Origin of the sequence: Achromobacter xylosoxidans A8 (assembly GCF_000165835.1) — a bacterium.
Lineage (GTDB): Bacteria > Pseudomonadota > Gammaproteobacteria > Burkholderiales > Burkholderiaceae_B > Achromobacter > Achromobacter xylosoxidans_B.
Map to the genome: position 1 here is coordinate 5716777 of NC_014640.1, position 20695 is coordinate 5737471.

General features: G+C 67.1%; 21 protein-coding genes. 14 read left to right on the forward strand and 7 right to left on the reverse strand.

What is annotated here, in order from left to right; translation table 11 throughout:
- Nucleotides 1–20: 20 nt before the first annotated feature.
- Nucleotides 21–1085 carry a M4 family metallopeptidase gene (locus AXYL_RS26435; RefSeq protein WP_013395944.1) on the forward strand — a complete coding sequence of 355 codons (1065 nt, stop codon included), beginning with the start codon at nucleotides 21–23 and terminating at the stop codon, nucleotides 1083–1085.
- Nucleotides 1082–1411, forward strand: coding sequence for a protealysin inhibitor emfourin (locus tag AXYL_RS26440; protein ID WP_013395945.1), 330 nt, complete (start codon nucleotides 1082–1084; stop codon nucleotides 1409–1411). The genes AXYL_RS26435 and AXYL_RS26440 overlap by 4 nt, the downstream gene beginning before the upstream one ends.
- Here AXYL_RS26440 and AXYL_RS26445 read toward each other — a convergent pair.
- Nucleotides 1335–2621 carry an MFS transporter gene (locus AXYL_RS26445; RefSeq protein ID WP_013395946.1) on the reverse strand — a complete coding sequence of 429 codons (1287 nt, stop codon included), beginning with the start codon at nucleotides 2619–2621 and terminating at the stop codon, nucleotides 1335–1337. The genes AXYL_RS26440 and AXYL_RS26445 overlap by 77 nt on opposite strands.
- 81 nt (nucleotides 2622–2702) lie before the next feature.
- On the opposite strand from AXYL_RS26445, the gene AXYL_RS26450 reads away from it, so the two are divergent.
- Nucleotides 2703–3500 (forward strand): AraC family transcriptional regulator, encoded by a 798-nt coding sequence (locus AXYL_RS26450; RefSeq protein WP_013395947.1) that lies wholly within the window; start codon nucleotides 2703–2705, stop codon nucleotides 3498–3500.
- On the opposite strand, the gene AXYL_RS26455 is transcribed toward AXYL_RS26450, so the two are convergent.
- Entirely contained in the window at nucleotides 3493–3870 is a 378-nt protein-coding gene (locus AXYL_RS26455) for a DUF4148 domain-containing protein (protein ID WP_013395948.1), read from the reverse strand. The two genes, AXYL_RS26450 and AXYL_RS26455, sit on opposite strands and share 8 nt — an antisense overlap.
- 270 nt (nucleotides 3871–4140) lie before the next feature.
- On the opposite strand from AXYL_RS26455, the gene AXYL_RS26460 reads away from it, so the two are divergent.
- The 3 genes from AXYL_RS26460 to AXYL_RS26470 are packed head-to-tail and all read left to right on the forward strand — an operon-like array spanning nucleotide 4141 to nucleotide 8192.
- Nucleotides 4141–5658 (forward strand): MFS transporter, encoded by a 1518-nt coding sequence (locus tag AXYL_RS26460; protein ID WP_013395949.1) that lies wholly within the window; start codon nucleotides 4141–4143, stop codon nucleotides 5656–5658.
- 15 nt (nucleotides 5659–5673) lie between these two features.
- The gene (locus AXYL_RS26465; protein ID WP_013395950.1) at nucleotides 5674–6729 is read left to right on the forward strand and encodes an HlyD family secretion protein; all 1056 of its coding nucleotides are present in this window, start codon (nucleotides 5674–5676) and stop codon (nucleotides 6727–6729) included.
- Nucleotides 6726–8192 carry an efflux transporter outer membrane subunit gene (locus tag AXYL_RS26470; RefSeq protein ID WP_013395951.1) on the forward strand — a complete coding sequence of 489 codons (1467 nt, stop codon included), beginning with the start codon at nucleotides 6726–6728 and terminating at the stop codon, nucleotides 8190–8192. Before AXYL_RS26465 ends, AXYL_RS26470 begins: the two co-directional genes overlap by 4 nt.
- On the opposite strand, the gene tam is transcribed toward AXYL_RS26470, so the two are convergent.
- Nucleotides 8167–8940 carry a trans-aconitate 2-methyltransferase gene (gene tam / locus AXYL_RS26475; RefSeq protein ID WP_013395952.1) on the reverse strand — a complete coding sequence of 258 codons (774 nt, stop codon included), beginning with the start codon at nucleotides 8938–8940 and terminating at the stop codon, nucleotides 8167–8169. The two genes, AXYL_RS26470 and tam, sit on opposite strands and share 26 nt — an antisense overlap.
- A 126-nt stretch (nucleotides 8941–9066) precedes the next feature.
- Nucleotides 9067–10065: a TerC family protein gene (locus AXYL_RS26480; protein WP_013395953.1), complete on the reverse strand. Its 999-nt coding sequence runs from the start codon at nucleotides 10063–10065 to the stop codon at nucleotides 9067–9069.
- Between the two features lie 107 nt (nucleotides 10066–10172).
- On the opposite strand from AXYL_RS26480, the gene AXYL_RS26485 reads away from it, so the two are divergent.
- The 3 genes from AXYL_RS26485 to AXYL_RS26495 all read left to right on the forward strand — a co-directional run bounded on the left by AXYL_RS26485 (nucleotide 10173) and on the right by AXYL_RS26495 (nucleotide 12231).
- The gene (locus AXYL_RS26485; protein WP_041656179.1) at nucleotides 10173–11066 is read left to right on the forward strand and encodes a LysR family transcriptional regulator; all 894 of its coding nucleotides are present in this window, start codon (nucleotides 10173–10175) and stop codon (nucleotides 11064–11066) included.
- 84 nt (nucleotides 11067–11150) lie between these two features.
- Nucleotides 11151–11549 (forward strand): hypothetical protein, encoded by a 399-nt coding sequence (locus tag AXYL_RS26490; protein WP_013395955.1) that lies wholly within the window; start codon nucleotides 11151–11153, stop codon nucleotides 11547–11549.
- 52 nt (nucleotides 11550–11601) lie between these two features.
- Nucleotides 11602–12231 carry a hypothetical protein gene (locus tag AXYL_RS26495; protein ID WP_013395956.1) on the forward strand — a complete coding sequence of 210 codons (630 nt, stop codon included), beginning with the start codon at nucleotides 11602–11604 and terminating at the stop codon, nucleotides 12229–12231.
- A 6-nt stretch (nucleotides 12232–12237) separates the two neighbouring features.
- Here AXYL_RS26495 and AXYL_RS26500 read toward each other — a convergent pair whose 3' ends face one another.
- Nucleotides 12238–12639 carry a hypothetical protein gene (locus AXYL_RS26500; RefSeq protein WP_013395957.1) on the reverse strand — a complete coding sequence of 134 codons (402 nt, stop codon included), beginning with the start codon at nucleotides 12637–12639 and terminating at the stop codon, nucleotides 12238–12240.
- A 145-nt stretch (nucleotides 12640–12784) separates the two neighbouring features.
- Between AXYL_RS26500 and AXYL_RS26505 the strand changes: the two genes are divergently transcribed.
- Nucleotides 12785–13366 (forward strand): XAC2610-related protein, encoded by a 582-nt coding sequence (locus tag AXYL_RS26505; protein WP_013395958.1) that lies wholly within the window; start codon nucleotides 12785–12787, stop codon nucleotides 13364–13366.
- Between the two features lie 128 nt (nucleotides 13367–13494).
- Nucleotides 13495–14538, forward strand: coding sequence for a histone deacetylase family protein (locus AXYL_RS26510; RefSeq protein ID WP_013395959.1), 1044 nt, complete (start codon nucleotides 13495–13497; stop codon nucleotides 14536–14538).
- On the opposite strand, the gene AXYL_RS26515 is transcribed toward AXYL_RS26510, so the two are convergent.
- Complete coding sequence (locus AXYL_RS26515) at nucleotides 14526–15425, reverse strand: LysR family transcriptional regulator (RefSeq protein ID WP_013395960.1); 900 nt, start codon at nucleotides 15423–15425, stop codon at nucleotides 14526–14528. The genes AXYL_RS26510 and AXYL_RS26515 overlap by 13 nt on opposite strands.
- 149 nt (nucleotides 15426–15574) lie before the next feature.
- On the opposite strand from AXYL_RS26515, the gene AXYL_RS26520 reads away from it, so the two are divergent.
- Together AXYL_RS26520 and AXYL_RS26525 are read left to right on the forward strand one after the other, a co-directional pair.
- On the forward strand, nucleotides 15575–16903 hold the full coding sequence (locus AXYL_RS26520; RefSeq protein WP_013395961.1) for an aspartate aminotransferase family protein: 1329 nt from the start codon (nucleotides 15575–15577) through the stop codon (nucleotides 16901–16903).
- A 50-nt stretch (nucleotides 16904–16953) separates the two neighbouring features.
- Nucleotides 16954–17970, forward strand: a complete 1017-nt coding sequence (locus AXYL_RS26525) for an amino acid ABC transporter substrate-binding protein (RefSeq protein ID WP_013395962.1) — start codon at nucleotides 16954–16956, stop codon at nucleotides 17968–17970.
- Between the two features lie 70 nt (nucleotides 17971–18040).
- On the opposite strand, the gene AXYL_RS26530 is transcribed toward AXYL_RS26525, so the two are convergent.
- Nucleotides 18041–19360 carry an MFS transporter gene (locus tag AXYL_RS26530; RefSeq protein ID WP_013395963.1) on the reverse strand — a complete coding sequence of 440 codons (1320 nt, stop codon included), beginning with the start codon at nucleotides 19358–19360 and terminating at the stop codon, nucleotides 18041–18043.
- A gap of 222 nt (nucleotides 19361–19582) precedes the next feature.
- Here AXYL_RS26530 and cyoA point away from each other — a divergent pair, with 222 nt between their 5' ends.
- Nucleotides 19583–20623 (forward strand): ubiquinol oxidase subunit II, encoded by a 1041-nt coding sequence (cyoA, locus tag AXYL_RS26535; protein WP_013395964.1) that lies wholly within the window; start codon nucleotides 19583–19585, stop codon nucleotides 20621–20623.
- The last annotated feature ends 72 nt before the right edge of the window (nucleotides 20624–20695 follow it).

A 20695-nucleotide genomic window follows, 5' to 3' on the forward strand; every position in this document is an offset into this window, starting at 1 on the left:
GTCCACGACGGAGACCGCGCATGCCACGTCCTTCCGAATCCGCGCCCTTGATCGGTGTGATCCCCCCCTACATGCTGGATCGACTGGCGCAGCACGCCGACTCGCGGGTCAGCATGCCCGCGGTCAAGACGCTGATCATCGACCAGCAGCAGCGCAGCCTGCGCGAAATGGCGGTGCAGCCGCCACGCGCCAAGCCCGCCCGCCCGAAAAAGGCGGCGCCTGCCGGCACGCCCCAGCGCGCCGTGCACGATGCGGCCAACACCACCACTTTGCCCGGCAAGCTGGTGCGCGCCGAAGGCGCCCGCGCCAGCGGCGACGCGGCCGTGGACGAAGCCTATGAACACCTGGGATCGACCTACAAGCTGTTCTGGGACATCTACGAGCGCCACTCCATCGACGGCCAGGGACTGCCGCTGGTCGGCACCGTGCATTACGGCGAAGACTACGACAACGCCTTCTGGAACGGCGCGCAAATGGTGTTCGGCGATGGCGACGGCGAAGTGTTCAACCGCTTCACGGTCGCGGTGGACATCATCGGCCACGAGCTCACGCATGGCGTGATCGATGCCGAGGCCGCCCTGCTGTACCAGAGCCAGTCCGGCGCGCTGAACGAATCCCTGTGCGACGTGTTCGGCGCGCTGGTCAAGCAATACACCTTGGGACAGGACGCGCGCCAGGCCGATTGGCTGGTGGGCGCCGGTCTGTTCATGCCCAAGATCCGCGCCCGCGCGCTGCGTTCCATGGCCGAGCCTGGCAGCGCCTATGATGACCCCCTGCTGGGCAAGGACCCGCAGCCCGCCCACATGCGCGATTACGTGGACACGCCCAACGACAACGGCGGCGTGCACATCAACTCCGGCATTCCCAACCGCGCCTTCTACCTGGCGGCCACCGCACTGGAAGGCCCCGCCTGGGCCGGCGCGGGCCGCGTCTGGTACGACGCGCTGTGCGACAAGCGCCTGCGCCACGACGCCGACTTCGCGCAGTTCGCGAAACTGACGCTGGCGGTAGCGGCGGAACGCCATGGTCCAGCCGTGCGCGATGCCGTCGCGCGGGCCTGGGCCGGCGTGGGAGTCCAGACATGATCGAACTGCCCTCCCTGGACCTTGCGATGCTGGTGCGCCTGACCCGCGAAGGCGGACTGGCCTATGTGCCCGCGCTGGCGCAACCGCGCAGCATCGACCTCGTCACCTGCCCGCCGGACCTGCGGCAGGAAGTCTGCGACGCCCTGCAACGTTCCGCTCCAGTCGCCGTCCCGCGCTGTGCTGAAACCGGCGGCGACCAGCGCTATTTCCACGTGGAGGTCATCTACGAAGGCGACGACGTGGCGGACATCAGCTTCGACGTGCCGGAGACCGACGCGCCCGAGCCGCTGGTGCGCTTGTGGAAAAGCCGGGCCGGACAGGCTTGAGCGCGGCGTCGCGGTATTGGCCGATCTGGATGGCGCGGCCCGCATAGAGGCCGACAGCCGCCATCGCCAGGCATAAGGCCGCGCACAGGCCCAGCGCCACGGCCCAGTCACCTTGCGCGTCGTGCAGCGTGCCCACCAGCGCCGGTCCGCTGGCGGCGAACAGGTAGCCGACGCATTGCGCCATGCCCGACAGCGCCGCCGCCTGCTGCGCATGGCTGGCGCGCAAGCCCACGAATGCCAGGCCCAGGATAATGCCGCCGCCCGTGCCCAGGCCCATCAGGACGATCCACAGCGTCGCCCAGCCGGGCGCGGCGATCAGGCCAGCAAACGCGACGAACGAGGCTGCGGCAGAGAAGAAGGCGGCGCCGCGCTGATCCTTCAGGCGCCGCACCACGGGGGCCAGGAACAGCGCGGGGACGGCCGACATGAGCTGCAGCAGGCCATGCAGCGCACCAGCGCGTTCCGCCGTATAGCCGACGTCGCGCAGGATGGCCGGCAGCCAGCTCACGCCCACATAGAACACGAATGAATTGATGCCCAGGAACAGCGTCACCTGCCACGCCAGCGCAGAGCGCCACAGGCGGGGTCCATGCGGCGCATGCGCCGTGGATGCCGCGGGCGCGGTGCGATTGGCCAGTTGCGGCAGCCACAGCAGAGCGCTGGCCAGCGGCAACAGCAGCAGGCAGCCGGTGGAAAAGCGCCAGGTCGCGTCGGACAGGTTCGCCAGCGGTATGGCAACAGCGGACGCCAGGCCCGCGGCCAGGCTCATGGTCAGCACGTAAGCCGAGGTCAGGCTTGCAAGCTGCTGCGGAAAATCGCGCTTCAGCAGGCTGGGCAGCAGCACATTGCCGATGGCGATGCCGGATCCGATGACAGCGGTACCCAGGAACAGGCTCCAGGCCGGTCCCAGCGTGCGTACCAGGATGCCCCCCGCGATCAGCAGCATGGCGGCAAACAAGCTGCGCTCCAGGCCGTGGCGGCGCGCCATGCCCGCGGCGAACAGCGACACCACGGCAAAGGCCAGCAAAGGCAAGGTGATCAGCATGCCCGCGGCCATGGAGCTCAGCCCCAGCTGCTCGCGCAGCATACCTGTCAGCGGCGGCACGCCGGTAATGGGCGCGCGCAGCGCCATGGACATGCAGAGTATGCCCGCGATCAACAACACGGGATTGGCGGCGGGGTGTTTGGAAGCGAGAGGATGCGAGTTCATGCCGTCAGCTTAAGCATCGCCGTCCTCGCCGAATTTCGAGATAATGACAAATTATCCCTAAATTCGGTCAAAGCACATTCGATGCAGCGCCTGGACGACCCTGCCCCCTTCTTCAATCCCGATACCGGCTCGCAATGGACCTATGCCATGCGCGTGCATGCGGACGAGAACGACCAGGAATCTCCACCGCACCGGCACGCCATGGGCCAACTGGTGCTGTCCCTGCAAGGCGGCGTGACCTGCTCGGTGCCGCAGGGCCTGTGGATGGTGCCGCCGCAATGCGGCGTCTGGATCCCTGGCGGCGTGCCGCACAGCAACCGGGTCACGCAGAACGGACGCGTCTGCTTCCTGTTCGTGCCGCCCGACGCGCCGGGCCTGCCGGAGCAGTGCTGCACGCTGGCCATCTCGTCGCTGGTGCGCGAGCTGGTGGCCTATCTAGCCGACCTGCCCCCGGAGGAAACGGCAACGGCCCCCAACCGCAAGCTGGCCGAGGTGCTGGTCGATCAATTGGCGCGCATGCCGGCCGAGCAACTGCACCTGCCCATTTCCGAACACCCGCGCCTGCGCGAGATCGCCGACGCCCTGCACGCCGATCCCGCCGACCGCGGCACGGTGGCGCAATGGGGCCGCCGCGTCGCGATGAGCGAGCGCACGCTGGCGCGGCTGATCCGGCAGGAGCTCGGCATGAGCTTTGGCCGCTGGCGCCAGCAGATGCACATCATCCAGGCCTTGCAGCGCCTGTCCGCCGGCGTGTCGGTGCAGCGCACGGCGGAAGACCTGGGCTACGAGTCCGTCAGCGCCTTCATCACCATGTTCCGCAAGACCTTGGGCAAGACGCCTGCCCGCTACTTCGCGGACAAGGCGGAAGGAATCAATTGACGACGGGCGGGTAATCCAGTTCGCCCGATTTCATCAGGCCGCGCGTGCGCGCCTCGCGCAGTTCCGCGACCGTCTGGTCGCGGGTCTGGTCCGAGTGCGACGGCAGCGCGGGCGGATAGTCCTGCTCGCCGTACGTGACCAGTCCCGCCGCGCGCGCGGCGTCGAGTTCTTCGCGCACCTGTTGGCGGGTCTTGGTGCTGACATGAGGCAGATCCACCGGGTATTGCTGTTCGCCATAAGTCACCAGGCCGGCGGCCTTGGCTTCCATCAATTCGGCGCGCACCTGTTCGCGGGTCTTGCCTTCGGCATGCGCGGCGGCGCCAACGAGCGCCATGCTCAGCGCCAGGATGGAGAGTCGGAATGTGTTCATGAAATCCTCTGCGGTTAACGAGTGCTGCATTATTCGTTCGGCGGCCCGCCGGGATAAATCCCGCGCGGCGCAATCCAAGGTTGTGCCGCGCGCAAGCCTCCCTGCACGCCGGCGCCGCGACACCCGCACCCTTGCGTCCCATGCAAGGGTGGGTTGATCCAGGCATGGTTTTTCCGCCCCCCGCATCTACCTAGACTGAATAGCTCCGGTTATCCAAGGACGCTATTCCATGTTGTCTTCCTCATCCCCGGGCAGGAGCGGCCCACGATCATGACGGCCGCCGCTCCCCCCGCCCCGCCCGCCGCAGCGGCTTTCGGCTGGCGCATCCTGACCGGATTGCTAGGCGTGCTGCTGGCGGTGATCCTCGCCGGGCTCAATGAAAACGTGACCAAGATGGCGCTGCCGGACATCCGCGGCGCGCTGGGCATCGGCTACGACCAGGGCACCTGGTTCGTGGCCGTCTACGCCGCGGCCTCGGTATGCGCCATGGCGTTCGCGCCCTGGTGCTCGGTCACGTTTTCATTGCGCCGCTTCACGGTCGCGGCGCTGGCCGCCTTCGCGCTGTTCGGCGCGCTCTGCCCGTTTGCGCCCAACCTGCCCGTACTGCTGCTCCTGCGCACCCTGCAAGGGCTCGCGGGCGGCGCGCTGCCGCCCATGCTCATGACAGTGGCGCTGCGTTTCCTGCCGCCAGGCATCAAGCTCTACGGACTGGGCGGCTACGCCCTCACCGCCACCTTCGCCCCCAGCCTGGGCATACCGCTGGCCGCCTTCTGCACCGAGGTGCTGGGCTGGCGCTGGGCCTTCTGGCTGATCGTCGGCCCAGCGGCGCTCGCCGCCTGGGCCGTCTGGCGCGGCTTGCCCCAGGACCCGCTCAAGCTCGAACGGCTGCACCTGTTCGACTGGCGCGGCCTGCTGCTGGGCGCGCCGGCGCTATCCATGCTGGTCATCGGCCTGTTGCAGGGCGACCGGCTGGACTGGCTGAACTCGCCGCTGATCTCCGTGCTGCTGGGCGGCGGCAGCGTGCTGATGGTGCTGTTCATGATCAACGAATGGTCCCACCCCTTGCCGTTCTTCAAGATCCAGCTCTTGCGCCACCGCAATCTGAGCCATGCCTTGCTGACGCTGGGCGGCGTGCTGATCGTGCTGTTGGGCGTGATCCTGATTCCGTCGACGTTCCTGGCGCAACTGCGCGGCTATCGCCCGCTGGAAACGGCGCCGGTGTTGTTGACCATGGGCCTGCCGCAGCTGATTGCGCTGCCCCTGGTCGCCGCGCTGTGCAATCTGCGCCAGGTGGATTGCCGCTGGGTGCTGGCGGCAGGGCTGGGACTGCTGGCGCTGTCCTGCCTGCTCGGGTCGCAACTGACGCCGGTCTGGTCGCGCGAGCAGTTCTACCTGCTCGAAGCCGTGCAGATCTTCGCCCAGCCCATGGCCGTGATCCCGCTGCTGATGCTGGCCACCGGCGGCCTGGCGCCGCAGGACGGCCCCTGGGCGTCGTCCTGGTTCAACACCATCAAGGGCTTTGCCGCGGTGGCCGCCACCGGCCTGCTGGACGCGCTGACCACGTCGCGCCGCAATTACCACTCCAGCATGCTGGCCGACCAACTGGGCAACTTCCCACTGAGCACTGCAGGCGAAAGCGCGGCAGCGCTGTCACGCCGCATCCAGGAGCAGGCCGCCGTGCTGACCTCGGCCGATCTCTATCTGTGCATGGCCGGCGTGGCCGTGCTCCTCATCCTGCTGATCCCCTTCGTCGCGACCCGGATCTACCCTCCGCGCGCCGCGGCCTGAAATCGAGTCCATATCATGCCTTTCTCTCTCTTGACTTCTCCCCTTCCCCGCGCCGGCGCCCTCGGCGCCCTGGTCCTGCTGGCCTATGCAGGCTGGTCATGGTCCGCCACCGGCGCCGCCGAATCCACCGACGACGCCACCGTCGTCGCCGATCACACCATCGTCGCGCCGCAGGTATCCGGCTTCATCGACGCCGTGCTGGTCGAAGACAACCAGCCCGTCAAGCAAGGCCAACTGCTCGCGCGCATTGACGACCGCGACCATCGGGCCGCGCTGGCGGCCGCAAGCGCCGAACTCGCGGTCGCCAGCGCGCGCCTGTCGGACGCGGCCGCAACGCTGGAACGCCAGCAGGCCGTGATCGACCAGGCCATCGCCGTCACGCGCGCCGACCTGGCGGATATCCGCTATGCCGAAAGCGAAGCCCAGCGCCACCGCAGGCTGGCCAGCGAGGGCGCCGGCACGCAGCAGGCTTATGAACAGGCGCGCAGCCGGCTGGACATGGCGCAGGCGCGCCAGGCCGAACACACGGCCACCTTGCAGGCCGCGCGCAAGCAACGCGACGTGCTGGAAGCCAACCATGAGGCCGCGCAGGCCGGCCTGCTGCGCGCGCAGGCCCTGAAGGACCGCGCCGAACTCAATCTGTCGCATACCCAGGTCGTCTCCCCGATCGACGGTATCGTGGGCAGGCGCTCGCTGCGCGTGGGCGCCTATGTCAGCCCCGGCACGCCCATCCTCGCGGTGGTGCCGCTGCAGCAAGCCTATGTGGTGGCGAACTTCCGCGAAAAGCAGTTGACCCGCATGCGCCCGGGCCAGCCCGCCATCATCACGGTCGACGCCTATCCGGATACGCCGCTGCACGGCCGCGTGCAGAGCATCGCGCCGGCAACGGGCTTGAGCTTTTCGCCGGTGGTCCCCAGCAATGCCACCGGCAACTTCACCAAGGTGGCGCAGCGCCTGCCCGTCAAGATCGTGCTGGATGCGCCGGCCGACGGCGCGCCGCCGCTGCGCGCCGGCATGTCCGTCGAAGCCGTGGTCGATACCGGGGCGGCGGCAGAGGAGTCCGTGCAATGACCGCGCGCCACTTGATCCATGCCACGCTGGCCTGCACACTTTCCGCATTGGCGGGCTGCGCCGTGGGGCCCGACTTTAAGGCTCCCCAACCGCAGTTGCCCGCGCAATGGCGTATGGCCAACGAGTCCGCCGCCGGCAGCGTCCCCGTCCCGCAAGAGGTGAACAGGTCGTGGTGGGACAGCTTCGGCGATTCCACCCTGACCACCCTGATCGCCGAAGCGACCGGGGCCAACCTGGACATACGCATCGCCCACGAGCGCCTGCTGCAAAGCCGCGCCGCCCTGCGCGTGACCGAGGCCGACGGCCTGCCTGGAATCGGCGCAGGCGCAAGCTACAAGCGCGGCCAGAACAGCGAGGTCGGCCTGGCGGACCCTTCGGGGCGCGGCGGCAAGTCCTCGTTCAACCTGTGGCAAGCCGGCATGGACGCCAGCTGGGAACTGGACCTGTGGGGCCGCGTGCGGCGCGAAGTCGAGCAGGCCGGCGCGCAATCCGAGGCGGCGCTGGAGGCGCAGCGTGGCGTGGTGCTGGCCATCCGCGCCGAAACGGCACGCAACTACATCCTGTTGCGCGGCGCGCAGAACCAGCTGGACGTGCTGCGCAAGACACTCGCCAACGCCGAGCACAACCTCGCGCTGACCCGCTTGCGCCAGCGCGAAGGCGTGGCCACCGAACTGGACGTGTCGCAAGCCGATGCGCAGACCGCCGCCATCGAGGCCCGGGTGCCGCCGCTGGCGCTGCGCATCGACCAGTTGATGAATGCGCTGGCGCTGCTGTTGGAGCAACCGCCAGGCACGTTGCAGGAACGCCTGGCGGCCATCGGGCCGATCCCAGGCGGCCCGCTGCAGGTTCCCGTCGGGCTGCCCAGCGAACTGGCCGGGCGCCGGCCCGATATCCGGCGCGCGCAAGCCAATCTGCATGCGGCCGTGGCCGCGGTCGGCGTAGCGGAGGGCGATTTCTATCCGCGCATCACGCTCTCCGGCAACCTTGGCCTGCAAGCCTTGCAGCTGCGGGACCTGGACACCGACAACGCCGGCATCTTCGGCGTCGGCCCCGCATTGCAGATTCCCATTTTCCAGGGCGGCCGGCTGCGAGGCAGGCTGAGGCTGCGCGAATCGCAGGCTCAAGAGGCGGCGCTGCTGTATCAAAAAACCGTGCTGAACGCCTGGCACGAGGTCGACAACGCCATGACCGCCTATCAGGCGCAGCAGCTGACTCGCGCCAGCCTGGAGCGCGCCTCCGAGAGCGCCCGCCAGGCTCTGCTCAACGCGCAGCGCCAATATGCCGCGGGCGCGTCGGACTTCGTGAATGTGCTCAGCGCGCAGAACGCAGTGCTGGCCAGCGACCAGGAGCGCGTCTCGACCCAGGCCGCGGTGTCGCTGGTGCTGGTGGACCTGTACCGGTCATTGGGCGGCGGCTGGGAGCCCCCTGCCGGGGATCTCAGCCCTGCTTCGGCCCCGCAATGATGAACAGCCGCGGGAACGGCAGCAGCACCGTGCCGTCAGCCAGCGCCGGATACGCTTCTTCGATCAGCGACTGATAACGGGCCAGGAAACCGGCCTGCCCGGCCGCGTCCAGCCGGTCCAGGTAAGGCCGCAGCGCCGTGCCCTTGAACCATTCCACCACGGCTGCCGCGCCCGCCAGTGGATGGTGATAAGTCGTGCGCCACACGTCCAGCAGACCGCAATGCGGCTTGAGCAGTTCGTAGTACCAGGCGGCGCTGTGCCGCGGCGGATGCTTGAATCCGCCGATGGCGGCGGCCCAGGGCGCTTCGCCGGCCACCTGGCGCGCCAGGCGGTGGGCCGGCTCTTCCAGGTTGTCGGGCGTCTGCACCGCCAGGCTGCCGCCCGGGGCCAGCTTGCCGACCAGGCGCGGATACAGCGTCGCGTGGTCCGGCACCCATTGCAACGCGGCGTTCGCCAGGATCACGTCGTAGGTCCCGGGCGGATTCCACGTGGCGATGTCGGCCAGTTCGAATTGCATCCCCGGCAGGCGCTTTCTCGCCGACTGGAGCATGTCCTCCGAGCTGTCCATGCCGCTGACCTCGGCGTCCGGATAGCGGCTTGCCAGCACCTCGGTGGAGTTGCCCGGGCCGCAGCCCAGGTCGACCGCGCGCCTCACGTCCTGGTTGGGCAAGGCAGCGACCAGGTCCCGCACCGGGCGGGTGCGTTCGTTTTCAAAGGCGGAATACTGTTTGGCGGACCAGCTGGTCATGACGGCTCCTTGCGGCATTTGGACTGTCCAGCACTCTACGCCCGCCGCACTGGCGCGACAAATCCCAAAAAATGCGCCCGCCATATCCATCGGATATGGCGGGCGTCTTGCGTCAAACCGCGAGGCTTATTCCGCCGCGAGTTCCTGCTTGGACGCGTCCGAGCGGGTTTTCCACAGCGAGAACAACACGCCGCCAGCGATCAGGCCGAAGGTCACCGACAGCGATACAACCGCCGGCACCTTGCCGATGAAGCCGACCAGGAAGATCTTGGTGCCGATGAAAACCAGGACCAGGGCCAGCGCGTACTTCAGGTAGTGGAAGCGGTGGATCATCGCAGCCAGTGCAAAGTACAGCGCGCGCAGGCCCAGGATGGCGAAGATGTTGCTGGTGTAGACAATGAACGGATCGGTGGTAATGGCGAAGATCGCCGGCACCGAGTCCACCGCGAACAACAGGTCCACGAACTCGATCAACACCAGCGCCAGCAGCAACGGCGTGGCCCAGCGCACCTTCTTCGACGTGGCGGGATCCGTCTCCATCACCCAGAACGCGTTGCCGCGCAGCCCTTCCGTGACGCGCATGCGGCGCTTCAGGAACCTCAGGATCGGGTTGGACGCGATATCGGGCGTCTGGTCCGCGATCATCCACATCTTGATGCCGGTGAACACCAGGAAGGCGCCGAACAGATACAGCAGCCAGCCAAAGTTGCTGACCAGCGCCGCGCCCAGGCCTATCATGATGGCGCGCAGCACGATCACGCCGAGGATGCCCCAGAACAGCACGCGATGCTGGTATTGGCGCGGAATCGCGAAGAAACTGAAGATCAGCGCGATCACGAAGACGTTGTCCATCGACAGCGACTTCTCGATCATGAAGCCCGTGTAGTAGGCCATGCCGCTGGCGGAACCCATCTGCCACCAGACCCAGGCGCCGAACAACAGCGCCGCGCTGATGTAGCCGGCGGACAGCAGCAGGCTCTCGCGCACGCCGATCTCGCGGTCTTCCTTGTGCAGCACGCCCAGGTCAAAGGCCAGCAAGGCGACCACGATGCCGATGAATAGCAGCCAGCTCCAGGTCGGTGTGCCGAAGAAATCGGCGGAGAGTAAGGTGAGCAAGGTGTCCATGATGTTCCCGCTTGTGTTCGAAGGGGCTCATGATCCGGATCCCGGGCAGATGGAGAAATCAGCCTGAAAGTGAGTTAAGGTTCGAAAAAACCGAAGTGATTCCTGCCATGCTCAATTACCGACACCTGTATTACTTCTGGATGGTTGCCAAGGAAGGCGGGTTTTCCCGCGCCGCCGAAAGGCTGGACATGGCCATCCAGACCATCAGCGCGCAAGTGCGCGAACTGGAAAAAAACTTGGGCCACCAGTTGCTCAAGCCGGCCGGGCGCGGGGTGGCGCTGACCGACGCCGGCGAAGCCGCCTTCGCCCGCGCCGAAGAGATCTTCCAGATCGGCCAAGTGCTGCCCCAGGAGGTCCGCGCGGCGGCCACCAAGCCCGTCATGCGCCTGTCCGTGGGCCTGTCGGACGGCATTTCCAAGCTGGCCGCACAGGCTTTGCTGGGGCCGGTGCTGCACACCCCGGACCTGCGCCTGACCTGCCACGAAGGCGAGGTCGAGGAACTGCTGGGCGAACTGGCCCAGCACCACCTGGACCTGGTGCTGGCCGGCCAGGGCGCGCCTGCCAACCCCAACCTGCGCCTCACCAGCGACCGCCTGGTGTCCTCGCCAGTGGACTGGTACGGCCCCGCCAAGCTGGTGCGCAAGGCCGACACACAGGATTTCCCGCGCTGCCTGGAGCGCCTGCCGGTGCTGCTGCCCACCGGCCATTCGGTGCTGCGCCAGACGCTGGACCGCTGGTTCGGCGAACAAGGCATTTATCCCAATGTGGTGGGAGAATTCGAAGACAGCGCCCTGATGTCGGTGTTCGCGGCCCGCGGCCTGGGCGTGTTTCCGCTCAGCCGCCTGGGCGGCGGAGACATCGGCGTGCTGCGAGGCTTGCGCCCGCTGGCCCGCTGCGACGACGTGCACGAGGAAATCCACGCCATCCGCAACCGCCGCGGACAGCACCATCCGCTGGTGCAGATCGTGCTCGCCAAGGCAAAAACTTCGGTTTTTTCTTAATGTTTGTCACAACCACGCTGGTTTTTCAGAAATAGAATCCGCCTTATCGTGGCCCCTCTTTAGAAACATCGGAGTACCACCTCAATGAAAAAGATCATCTGGCTCGCCTTCGCGGTGCTTGCCGCACTCTGGACCGGGCTGGTTGCGCTGACGCTGCAGCTGACCAACTGGGTTCTGTCGACCATCGCCACGACCCAGGTGCCCGGCACGGCGTTGGACACGTCGCAATGGGTTCCGCCCGCCTGGGCCGCGGCCTGGGTCGACCCCGCCTGGCTGCAGACGCTGCAAGGCGGCCTGGTGTGGGCCGCGCAGGGCCTGAACCAGATGCTGCCCTTCGCCGGCAGCCTTGGCACGCTGATCTCGGTGCTGGCCTGGATCTTCTGGGGCTTCATCATGGTGGGCCTGCTGGTGCTGGCGCTGATCCTCCACTGGCTGGCCGGCAAGCGCGAGCAGGCCGCGGCGCCCGGCCGCCAAGTGGTGTAATAGGGCAGGCAACGCGGCAACCCGGCGCGCTGCCTCCATATAGGAGCGTGCCGTGTCCATCGTTCATTCCCCTGTCCCCAAGCTGTTCCTGGCGGCCCTGCTGGCCACGGCCGCCACGACAGCACAGGCCCATCCTGCGCGCGCCGCCTACGGCGTCGAGGTCTGCACGGTCACGGGGACTTCCGGGGAATACAGCGTGCGCGTGCGCAATACAGGTACTGCGCCCCTGGCCCGCGCCGAAATCAACGGCGTCAGCCTGGATTCCAAAGGGAACGCGGCCGGACCGCTCACGGTCAACCTGACCGACATCCCTCCCGGCAAATACAAGACCGCGGTGCTGGGCCGCCCGGGCAATGGCGCGGCGCTGGTCAGCATCGCCACCTATGTCAGCGCCAACGGCGCCGAAACGCATCAGCAGGATCTGTTTGCCGGCAAGGTGGCGCACGTCTCGCCAGGTTCGGCCTTGCAGTACACGCTGGCCCCCCTGGCCGTGCGCGGCTGGACCGTGGCCTACGGCACCAAGCAGGATCCCAAGCTGGAAGCCGGCAGCGCGGTGCTGCTGATCTACCCGGTCACCCTGGGCAAGAAGCGCGATGCGACGCGGCCAGACGCCGGACGCGCGCCAGCCGACGTGGTGCCGCTTGCGTCCTGCGGCGCTGCCGCTGGGGCGAAGAAGTCCTGAACACGCTCAGGTGCCGCTGAGCAGGTCACGCTCGTTCAAGAGCGCATAGACGATCTCGGGCCGGTTGTCGAAGCCGCGGCGGATGGCGGCGGGGATCGCCGTGCGCGTCTTGCGGCACAAGCCGAGCTGGTCCTCCAGCTGGATCGCAATGCCGCGCGACGTGCGCACCTCGTTTTCGCTGGGCGTGATGAGGATCACGATACCCAATTGCGCCTGGATGCGTCCCTGCATGGCGCGCAGGTCCTCCAGGCTGGAGATGTTCTCCAGCCGCGCCACCAGGCGTTTCTCCTCTTCCTTGGTCAACCGCAGCACGCGGATGTCCGCGGCCGGATCGGCCAGCAGCCGCTCGCGGTCGCACACGCATGCGCCCGGCGGACACTCTTGACGGAGGGGAAACGGAAAATTCATGGCGGGCGGAGCGCGTCGCGGCAATCTTGCGTATCTTGGAATTCTACCCAGGATCCACCGCCCGACGCGGGGCAAGGGATCCTGGTTTCCCCGCAAGCCGCTGCGGCATAATGCCTCACCGAGTCGACGGCGCGGAGGGCGCCCCATGAGAGCATTCTTGTCCGTGGCGGCGCTGGCCGCGCTGTCAGCGCTAAGCCAAAACGCCGCCGCGCGCGATTACCCCTATACGATCCGCCCCGGCCTGTCCGCCGTGGTAACGGTTTCCGAACTGCCTGAGCAGCGCCTGAGCGTACGCGTGGGCGACGGCACTGCGCAGGAAATCCCCCGCCTCGACGGCGACGAAGACATCGACCAGTTCCAGGACGTGGACGTGGACCATGACGGCTACCGGGACTTCGTCATCGGCCAGACCGGCGGGAGCACACAGGCCATTTCGCGCATATTCCTGTACCGCCCGCAGGAAGGACGCTTTCTCGAAATGCCGCATCCCGATGCCGCGGCCAGTCCCTGCCGCGGCTTCGTCAACCCCGTGTTCGACGCAAGCAAACCTGTCTTTTCCGTGGCGTGCCGCTACAGCGCCGACACCTATGGCTTCGAGGAATACCGGGTATGCCCGGACGGCACGGCGCAGGCCATTTCCTGGACACGGCGCGAAGGCGAGTCCGAGCGGCGCATTCCGCACCCGGGGTCCCAGGCCGGAAAATGCGTCGCGCGGCCTGGCCCTTAGGCGCGCACACGCCGGGAAGCACCCGCCCCAACCCGCGCCGTCGCGCGCCAGCCATGGCGCCGCAAGCATCGCGGCCGCTATAGTTGCGCTTCCGCCTTCCTGGCTCTACGTCCGAGGACACCCCCGCCGTGCTGATCTTCCACAACCCTGTCCATGACAAACATGCTGGCCGGCAGGAAATGTTCCGCGGCAAGCTGGTGCCCTGCCACGAGACCCCGGCGCGCCTGGAGTTCGTGCTGCAGGCGTTGCGCCAGCGCGGCATCGGAGAATTGCGCGTACCCTCGGCTGCGGACCTGGACTTGGTCAAGCGCGTGCACACGCCCCGCTACGTGGATTTCCTGGCCAACGCCTGGCACGATTGGGTTGCCCTGGACCCGGCCAACGCCGAACTGGACGTCCTGCCCTCGATCTGGCCCGTGCGCGGCTTCCGCCACGATATAGAACCCACCAACTTCGCCGCGCGCGTCGGCCTGTTCTCGTTCGACAGCGGCTGCCCGCTGACCGCCGGCACCTGGGAGGCCGCCACTGCGGGCGCCGCCTGCGCCATCGACGCCGCGCGCGCCGTATCCGCGGCGGGCGGCCCCCGCGCCGCCATGGCGCTCACGCGCCCGCCCGGCCACCATGCTGGTCCCGATTTCTTCGGCGGCTATTGCTTCCTGAACAATGCGGCGCTGGCCGCGCAGGCGCTACGCGAAGCCGGCGCCGAACGCGTCGCCATCGTGGACGTGGACTACCACCACGGCAACGGCACGCAGAGCATCTTCTACGAACGCGGCGACGTGCTGACCGTGTCGGTCCACGGCGACCCGACCACCGAGTACCCCTTTTATCTGGGCTATGCCGATGAGCGCGGCGCGGGCGCCGGCCTGGACGCCAACCTGAACCTGCCGCTGCCCGCCGGCACGGGCTTTGCCGCCTGGACCCAGGCGCTGGAACAAGGACTGGCGGCCGTGCGCGCCTTCAAGGCGGACGCGGTCGTGATCGCCTTGGGCGTGGACACCTACGAAGGCGACCCCATCTCCAAGTTCCAGCTCAAGAGCGCCGACTATCTGCACGTGGGCCGCCTGCTGGCCGGCCTGGGCCTGCCGGCTGTGTTCACGATGGAAGGCGGCTATGCCGTGGCGGACGTGGGCATCAACGTCGCCAACGTGCTGGAAGGCTACGCCGGCTGAGCGGTCGCGCGCATCCGCTGCCACATCGATTCCACCGCGGGGCGCGAGTCGGCGCGGTCCTTGAACGCCAGGATCGACACCTCGATATCCCATAGGCGGCTGGCCAGCGGCGCAAGATCCGCCGACGCCAGCCGCTGCACCGCGCTATCCGCGAGCCAGGCGACGCCCAGTTCCTGGGCGGCCATGTCGCCCAGCACGTCCGACATCTCGGCCTCGAACATGCGCACGCCATGCAACGGCGCCGCGGCCCCTTCGATCACCGCATCGATCAGGCGGCCGAAATAGACGTTGGCCGAGTACATCAGCAAAGGTACCGGCCGGGCTGCCGTGCCGGGCAGGTCCAAGCCGGTGCGCTCGATCAGCGCTCGCGCCGCGTATGGCCGAATCAGCTCGCGACCGAGCGTCAGGCAGTCGTAGCGCGCGGGATCCAGGGGCAAGGGCTGGGCGACCTGATGAAAGCAGATCAGGAAATCCGCCGCGCCCGAGGTGAAGGCCGACACCGTGTCGTGCACATTGCCCGTCTGCAGGCTGCAGCTGAGGAACTTGCCCTCGCTCCAGGTCCGCCACCATTTCGGCAAATGCGCGGTCGCCAGCGCATAGGAAGTCGCCAGACGCAGCTGATTCTGCGCCGGCACGCCCGCGATGCCGGCGCGCGCCTCAGCCAACTGGTTGATCAGCTCTATCGCCGCGCCACGGAAGCGTTCTCCCGCCTCGGTCAGCTGGGTGGGAAACGCCGTGCGGTCGATCAGGCGCGCGCCCGCCCAGTTCTCCAGGCTCTGGATGCGGCGGCTGAACGCGGCCTGCGACAGATTGCGCGCCTCGGCGGCGCGCGTGAAATTGCGCACCTCCGACAACGTGATGAAGTCCTGCAACCACCGGGTATCCATAGTGCTCCTTGCGTCATGCGTAATCCGCATCGGCCATGCGCGCGACGCATCGGCGCGCATGCTTAGTTCGCATTGGACGATGTCCGCGCCCTGCCCGACACTGCGGCCATCGGTTCCGCATTGGAGCCCACACGCCACGGAGTGTAAACATGGATGAAACCCTGCGCGCCGCTGCCCGCGAATATCTCGTACGCTACGGCGGCGATACCTTCCCCAATCTGTTTACGTCCGCCAAGGGCGCCATCGTGCGCGACGACACCGGGCGCGAGATCCTGGACTTCACCTCGGGCCAGATGTGCGCCACCATCGGCCACAACCATCCAGCCATCGTCGAGGCGGTACACAAGGCGGGCGAAACCGCCTTCCACTTTTTCAGCGGCATGATTCCGGAAGCTGTGGCCCAGCTGGCAGCCACCGTCGCACGCGACTGGATGCCCGCAGGCCTGAGCAAGTCGATCTTCGTCAACACCGGCTCGGAAAGCAACGAAATCGCCCTGCGCATGGCCAAGATGCACAAGAGCGGCTTCGAGATCCTGGCCATCGGCGGCTCCTGGCACGGCGTGACCAGCGGAGCCGGTTCGGTTTCCTATGCCAGCGACCGCAAGGGCTACGGCGTGCCGCCCGCCGGCGTGTTCGTCATGCCCGAACCCAACGCCTACCGTCCTTACATCGCCGGCATGGACGCCGAGCAATCCGCGCTGGCCTGCCTGGAGATCGGACTGAAGATGTTCGACATGGCTTCCGCCGGCAGGCCGGCCGCCATCATCGTCGAGCCCGTCATCAGCGCGGGCGGCGTGCTGGTGCCGCCCAAGTCCTACATGCAGGCGCTGCGGCAGGCGGCCGACGCGCGCGGCATGCTGCTGATCTTCGATGAGGCACAGACCGCATTCGGCCGCATCGGCTACCGCAGCGGCTCCGAGTACTTCGGCGTCACGCCCGACATCATGAGCGTGTCCAAGACGCTGGGCGGCGGCCTGCCGCTGGCCGCCGCCGTTACCACGCCCGCCATCGAACAGGACGTGCACGAGAAGGGCTTCACCTTCTACACCAGCCACGTATCGGACCCGTTGCCCGCCACGGTGGGCCTGGCCGTGCTGGATACCATCCAGCGCGAAGGCCTGATCGAACGCGCCCGGACCCAGGGGGACTACCTGCGCCGCGGCTTGCTGGAACTGCAGCAGCGCCATGAAGCCATCGGTGACGTGCGCGGCCTGGGCTTGCTGCTGGGCGTGGAGCTGGTGCGCGACCGCAATACCCGCGAACCCTATCACCAGCTCGGCGCCCTGACCACGCAGCGCTGCTTCGAACTGGGCCTGTCCATGAACATCCGTCGCCGTCCCGAACGCGGTTCGGTGTGGCGCATCGCGCCGCCCTTGACCGTGAGCAACGCCGAGATCGACCGCGCCATTGCGATCCTGGATCAGGCCCTGACTGAGAGCCTGGACAAGATCGCCAAGCCGGCCGCGCGCGCCGCCTGAAGCCCCTTTCCGCAACCATCCGGCGCCGGCCCGCCCGGCAGGAGAACGACATGCACCGACGCACATACGCCATCTGCGCCCTGGCGCTGGCCGCCGTATCCAGCCAGGCATTCGCCGGCCCCACGCTCGACACGGTACGCAAGCGGGGCTATCTGCAATGCGGCGTATCGACCGGCATACAAGGCTTTTCCGCGCCCGACAGCAAGGGGACCTGGCACGGCCTGGACGTAGACATGTGCCGCGCCATCGCGGCGACAGTGTTCAATGACGCGACGAAGTACCGCCTGACGCCGCTCACCACCCAGGCTCGCTTCACCGCGCTACAGTCCGGCGAGGTCGACGTGCTGACCCGCAACGTGACGCCCACAATGGCGCGCGACACCACGCTCGGCCTGCTGAGCGTGGCGGTCAACTACTACGACAGCCAGGGCGTGATGGTGTCGGACAAGCTGGGCGTGAAGAAGCTGCGCGAACTGGACGGCGCCACGGTCTGCGTGCAGCCGGGAACCGTGACCGAACTCGATCTGGCCGACTGGTTCCGCTCGCAGTCATTGCGCTTCAAGCCGGTCGTCATCGAGAAATACGACGAGATCGTGCGCGCCTTTTCGGCCGGACGCTGCGACGCCTTCACCTCCGACAAGTCGCAACTGGCCGCTTCCCGCATGACGTTGGAAAACCCCGAGAGCTATGTGATCCTGGACGAGAACATTTCGAAGAGCCCCCTCGGCCCCATGGTGCGCCAGGGCGACGACAACTGGATCAACATCGTGCGCTGGTCGCTGAACGCGATGCTGGAGGCCGAGGAATTCGGCATCACTTCGTCCAACGTCGATGCGCAGCTCAAGGCCAACAGCCCCAACGTGCAGCGCATCCTGGGCGTGACGCCCGGCATGGGGCGCAACATGGGCGTGGACGACAAATGGGCCTACAACATCGTCAAGCAAGTGGGCAATTACGGCGAAAGCTATGAGCGCAACCTGGGCATGAGCAGCCCGATGAAACTGCCGCGCGCGCTGAACGCGCAATGGCGCGACGGCGGCCTGATGTACGGCTGGCCGGTGCGCTAGCCCCGCCATTACACAAGAAAAAAGGCCGCGCCCGCGGAAATTCCGCGGGCGCGGCCTTGGTTTCATCCCTTCAATCCCGCGTTTCCAGCACCTTGTTGATGCGCAGCGCCAACAGCGTGCAGGCCGCACCGGACAGCAGATAGACGCTGACCGCCACCAGCCCGAAGCGCGCCGACAAGCCCAGAGCGACCAGCGGCGCGAACGCGGCGCCGATCAGCCAGGCCATGTCGGAAGTCAGCGCCGCGCCCGTGTAGCGGAAGCGGCGCGTGAAGTTCGCGGTAACGGTGCCCGAGGCCTGGCCGTAGGACAGTCCCAGCAGCGCGAAGCCCACCAGAATGAATGCGTCCTGCGCTTTCGGGCCGCCGCCCAGCAGCCAGGGTGTAAACAGCGCAAAAACGGCGATCAGCAAGGCCAGCAGGCCCAGCGTGGTGCGCCGGCCGATGCGGTCGGCCAGCCAGCCCGAGGCGATGGTGCCCAGGATGCCCAGCACTGCGCCTATGATCTGCACGACCAGCACGTCCTGGATCTGCTGGGTGGCGCTGACCGCGATCCACGATAGCGGAAACACCGTGACCAGGTGGAACAAGGCATAGCTGGCCAATGCCGCGAAGGCGCCGATGAACAGGTTGTAGCCTTGCTCGCGCACCATCTGCGTGGTGCTGATGGGTTCGAGCTCGCCCTCTTCCAGCAGTTGCGTGTATTCCTCGGTCACCACCAGCCGCAGCCGCGCGAACAGCGCCACCACGTTGATCGCGAACGCCACGAAGAAGGGATAGCGCCAGCCCCATTCCAGGAAATCGGCTTCGGTCAGCGTCACGTGCAGGAACAGGAACAACGCGCTGGCAACCATGAAGCCCACGGGCGCGCCCAGTTGGCCCAGCATCGAATACCAACCGCGGCGATTCGGCGGCGCATTCAAGGCCAGCAGCGACGGCAGCCCGTCCCATGAGCCGCCCAGCGCCAGGCCTTGCAGGCAGCGGAACAGCGCCAGCAGCGTGATCGCGTGCGCGCCGATGACGTTGTAGCCGGGCAGGAAGGCCATGCCCACGGTGGCGGTTCCCAGCAGGAACAAGGCAATGGTGAGTTTGGTCGCGCGCCCCCAGCGCCGCTGCGCCGCCATTGACAGCGCCGTGCCGATGGGCCGCATGATGAACGCGAACGAGAAGATGACGAAGGACCAGAGCGTGCCTTCCAGGCGCGGTTCAAAGGGGAAGAAGACCTGCGGAAACACCAGCACGCAGGCAATGCCGAAGACGAAGAAATCGAAGTATTCGGAAGCGCGCCCCACCACCACGCCCACCGCGATTTCACCCGGCGCCACCTTGGCGTGGCCGCCGCCGGCTGCGGGGACTGAAGGGGCATGACCGGGATATTGCGTGGTGGTCGCCATGTGAATGCTCGCTGAAAGGAGGTTCGGAACAGCCTGGCCTACGATCCTGAAACACACCCGCGCGCCTGCGGTCCATATCGCGCAGAGCCGCTCCGTTATTGGGATGCAGCCCTGGTCCGCGCGCGCCGCCCTGCACATTTTTGTTCTTTTTACCCTAGATTTTTCGCGGCTTCCAGCGTAGTGTTGCGTTTACTTCCCACGGTTACGTTTCGGGGTATGGTCATGCCGTCCTTCCCAAGGTTCCGCGGATTGGTCCTGATTGCCGCTCTGCCATTGCTCGCCGGATGCAATGCGGTCCTGCTCTCGCCGTCGGGCGACATCGCCTTGCAGCAGCGCAATCTGATCATCATTTCCACCGGCTTGATGCTGCTGATCATCGTGCCGGTGATCTTCCTGACGTTCCTGTTCGCGTGGCGCTATCGCGCCAGCAACAAGGATGCGCACTACGACCCCGACTGGAACCACTCCACCATGCTGGAGCTCCTGATCTGGGCGGCGCCGCTGCTGATCATCATTGCGCTGGGCGCGGTTACCTGGGTCAGCACCCACCAGCTGGACCCCTACCGCCCGCTCGCGCGCCTGTCCGAAGGCCGCGAAGTGCCGGCCGGCACCAAGCCGCTGGTGGTCGAAGTCGTGGCGCTGGACTGGAAATGGCTGTTCATCTATCCCGAACAGGGCATCGCGGCGGTGAACGAGATGGCGGCCCCCGTGGACCGTCCCATCCAGTTCCGGATCACCTCGTCCACGGTAATGAACTCCTTCTTCGTGCCCGCGCTGGCGGGCCAGATCTACGCCATGCCCGGCATGCAGACCACCTTGCACGCCGTGATTAACCACCCCGGCGAATATGAAGGCATTTCCGCCAACTACAGCGGCTCTGGCTTCTCCGGCATGCGCTTCAAGTTCCATGGGGTAGACCAGCAGGGCTTCGACCAGTGGGTGGCCAGCGCGCGCGCCTCCAGCGCCGCGCTCAGCCGCGACGCCTACCTGAAACTTGAACAGCCGAGCGAACGCAATCCGGTGCAGCTCTATGCCTCCAGCGCGCCCGGCCTGTTCGAAGCGATCGTCAACCGCTGCGTGGAGCCCAACCGCATGTGCATGCGCGACGCGATGGCGATCGACGCGCAGGGCGGCATGGGCATACCCGGCGCACTCAACGTCACCACCCTGGACGCCGGAACGCGCGAGCGCCTGGGCCTGACCGGCGCGCCGCGCAAGTACGTGGGCGCGATGTGCACGGCCACCGAAGGATTGGTCCTGTAGCGGATCGCTGGCGCACGGCGATCCGGATGATGCAAGGGCTTCGTGAAATTGCGGTCTTTTTGCTGGAATCGA

Coding starts and splice junctions, on each gene's coding strand:
- AXYL_RS26435 (WP_013395944.1), top strand. CDS start 21: ATGCCACGTCCTTCCGAATCCGCGCCCTTGATCGGTGTGATCCCCCCC.
- AXYL_RS26440 (WP_013395945.1), top strand. CDS start 1,082: ATGATCGAACTGCCCTCCCTGGACCTTGCGATGCTGGTGCGCCTGACC.
- AXYL_RS26445 (WP_013395946.1), bottom strand. CDS start 2,621: ATGAACTCGCATCCTCTCGCTTCCAAACACCCCGCCGCCAATCCCGTG.
- AXYL_RS26450 (WP_013395947.1), top strand. CDS start 2,703: ATGCAGCGCCTGGACGACCCTGCCCCCTTCTTCAATCCCGATACCGGC.
- AXYL_RS26455 (WP_013395948.1), bottom strand. CDS start 3,870: ATGAACACATTCCGACTCTCCATCCTGGCGCTGAGCATGGCGCTCGTT.
- AXYL_RS26460 (WP_013395949.1), top strand. CDS start 4,141: ATGACGGCCGCCGCTCCCCCCGCCCCGCCCGCCGCAGCGGCTTTCGGC.
- AXYL_RS26465 (WP_013395950.1), top strand. CDS start 5,674: ATGCCTTTCTCTCTCTTGACTTCTCCCCTTCCCCGCGCCGGCGCCCTC.
- AXYL_RS26470 (WP_013395951.1), top strand. CDS start 6,726: ATGACCGCGCGCCACTTGATCCATGCCACGCTGGCCTGCACACTTTCC.
- tam (WP_013395952.1), bottom strand. CDS start 8,940: ATGACCAGCTGGTCCGCCAAACAGTATTCCGCCTTTGAAAACGAACGC.
- AXYL_RS26480 (WP_013395953.1), bottom strand. CDS start 10,065: ATGGACACCTTGCTCACCTTACTCTCCGCCGATTTCTTCGGCACACCG.
- AXYL_RS26485 (WP_041656179.1), top strand. CDS start 10,173: ATGCTCAATTACCGACACCTGTATTACTTCTGGATGGTTGCCAAGGAA.
- AXYL_RS26490 (WP_013395955.1), top strand. CDS start 11,151: ATGAAAAAGATCATCTGGCTCGCCTTCGCGGTGCTTGCCGCACTCTGG.
- AXYL_RS26500 (WP_013395957.1), bottom strand. CDS start 12,639: ATGAATTTTCCGTTTCCCCTCCGTCAAGAGTGTCCGCCGGGCGCATGC.
- AXYL_RS26505 (WP_013395958.1), top strand. CDS start 12,785: ATGAGAGCATTCTTGTCCGTGGCGGCGCTGGCCGCGCTGTCAGCGCTA.
- AXYL_RS26515 (WP_013395960.1), bottom strand. CDS start 15,425: ATGGATACCCGGTGGTTGCAGGACTTCATCACGTTGTCGGAGGTGCGC.
- AXYL_RS26520 (WP_013395961.1), top strand. CDS start 15,575: ATGGATGAAACCCTGCGCGCCGCTGCCCGCGAATATCTCGTACGCTAC.
- AXYL_RS26525 (WP_013395962.1), top strand. CDS start 16,954: ATGCACCGACGCACATACGCCATCTGCGCCCTGGCGCTGGCCGCCGTA.
- AXYL_RS26530 (WP_013395963.1), bottom strand. CDS start 19,360: ATGGCGACCACCACGCAATATCCCGGTCATGCCCCTTCAGTCCCCGCA.
- cyoA (WP_013395964.1), top strand. CDS start 19,583: ATGCCGTCCTTCCCAAGGTTCCGCGGATTGGTCCTGATTGCCGCTCTG.